The sequence below is a fragment of the Lactobacillus sp. N54.MGS-719 genome (assembly GCF_000980505.1).
Lineage (GTDB): Bacteria > Bacillota > Bacilli > Lactobacillales > Lactobacillaceae > Lactobacillus > Lactobacillus amylovorus.
In genome coordinates, this window is sequence record NZ_LARO01000116.1 from 1 (window position 1) to 1,187 (window position 1,187).

General features: G+C 37.2%; 1 protein-coding gene. It reads right to left on the reverse strand.

Annotated elements, in window-relative coordinates:
• Positions 1 to 34: 34 nt before the first annotated feature.
• Entirely contained in the window at positions 35 to 775 is a 741-nt protein-coding gene (locus tag WS44_RS09460) for an amino acid ABC transporter ATP-binding protein (RefSeq protein WP_013437393.1), read from the reverse strand.
• Positions 776 to 1,187: the final 412 nt, after the last annotated feature.

The window sequence follows — 1,187 nt, forward strand, 5'->3', positions numbered from 1 at the left end:
AGAAATTTTCTAAATTTTTTCATGGCGCGCCACCCTAGTCTTTAGAAATAATCTTGCTTAAAAATTGACGAGCACGTTCTGTATTAGGATGATCGAAAAATTCACCTGGTTTACGATCTTCCAAAATGTGACCTTGATCTAAGAAGATCAAACGATTACTTACTTTTCTAGCGAAGCCCATTTCGTGAGTAACCACAACCATTGTGATACCTTGTTCGGCAACGAAGCGCATAACTTCAAGCACTTCTTCGATCATTTCTGGGTCCAAGGCACTAGTTGGTTCGTCGAACAAAATAACCTTTGGGTCCATGGCAAGTGATCTAGCGATGGCTACACGTTGTTGTTGACCACCTGACAATTGACGTGGGTATGAATTAATCTTGTCAGCCATACCAACTTTTTCAAGATATTGCATAGCAATCTTACGGTTTTCATCGTCAGGACGCTTCAAAACGATCTTAGGAGCGAGCATAACATTTTCAAGCACAGTGTGGTTGTTGTAAAGATTGAAGTGTTGGAACACCATACCGACATTCTTACGAATCTTGTTAATGTCTGTCTTTTTATCGGCTAAGTCATAACCAGTCACAATAAGTTGACCACTGTTGATTGGTTCTAAGCCGTTCATCGTTCTAATTAAAGTACTCTTACCAGAGCCTGATGGACCAATAATTGAAACCACTTGGCCTTCATCAATTTTCAAGTTAATATCTTTCAATGCATGAAGCTTTCCGTAGTACTTATTAACATGCTTAAATTCAATAATTGCTGTCATGGTTTATATCTTTCCTCCATTTTTTCATAATAATATTATTCTACCTTTTTTTAAGTCAAAACTAAACCTATATCCAAGCTAAAATGATACATTTGTAGAGAAATTTGTTGTTTTTATTCGCTTTTAGGCAATATTTCTTTCTATTTCTCAAGTGAAAACATCTCAATTTAGCTCTTTTACGAATTTATTTCAAGAAATGACTATGGCTCTTTTTTGAGTATAAAAAAAGCCTTCATCCCTTGTGCAGGGACGAAAGCTTTCCGCGGTACCACCCAAATTGTCTATCAAAAATAGACCTCCTCATAAAGCACAGTCATGCTTTACCGGCGTGGTAACGTACCGGAGACGTCTCAACCTACTATAAGAATTGTTAGTTCGGTGAGCTGCTAAAAGTGTTATTCAATAATTCAGG

Excerpts from the sequence above, each read along its gene's own strand:
- WS44_RS09460 (WP_013437393.1), bottom strand. The coding sequence starts at position 775 with ATGACAGCAATTATTGAATTTAAGCATGTTAATAAGTACTACGGAAAG.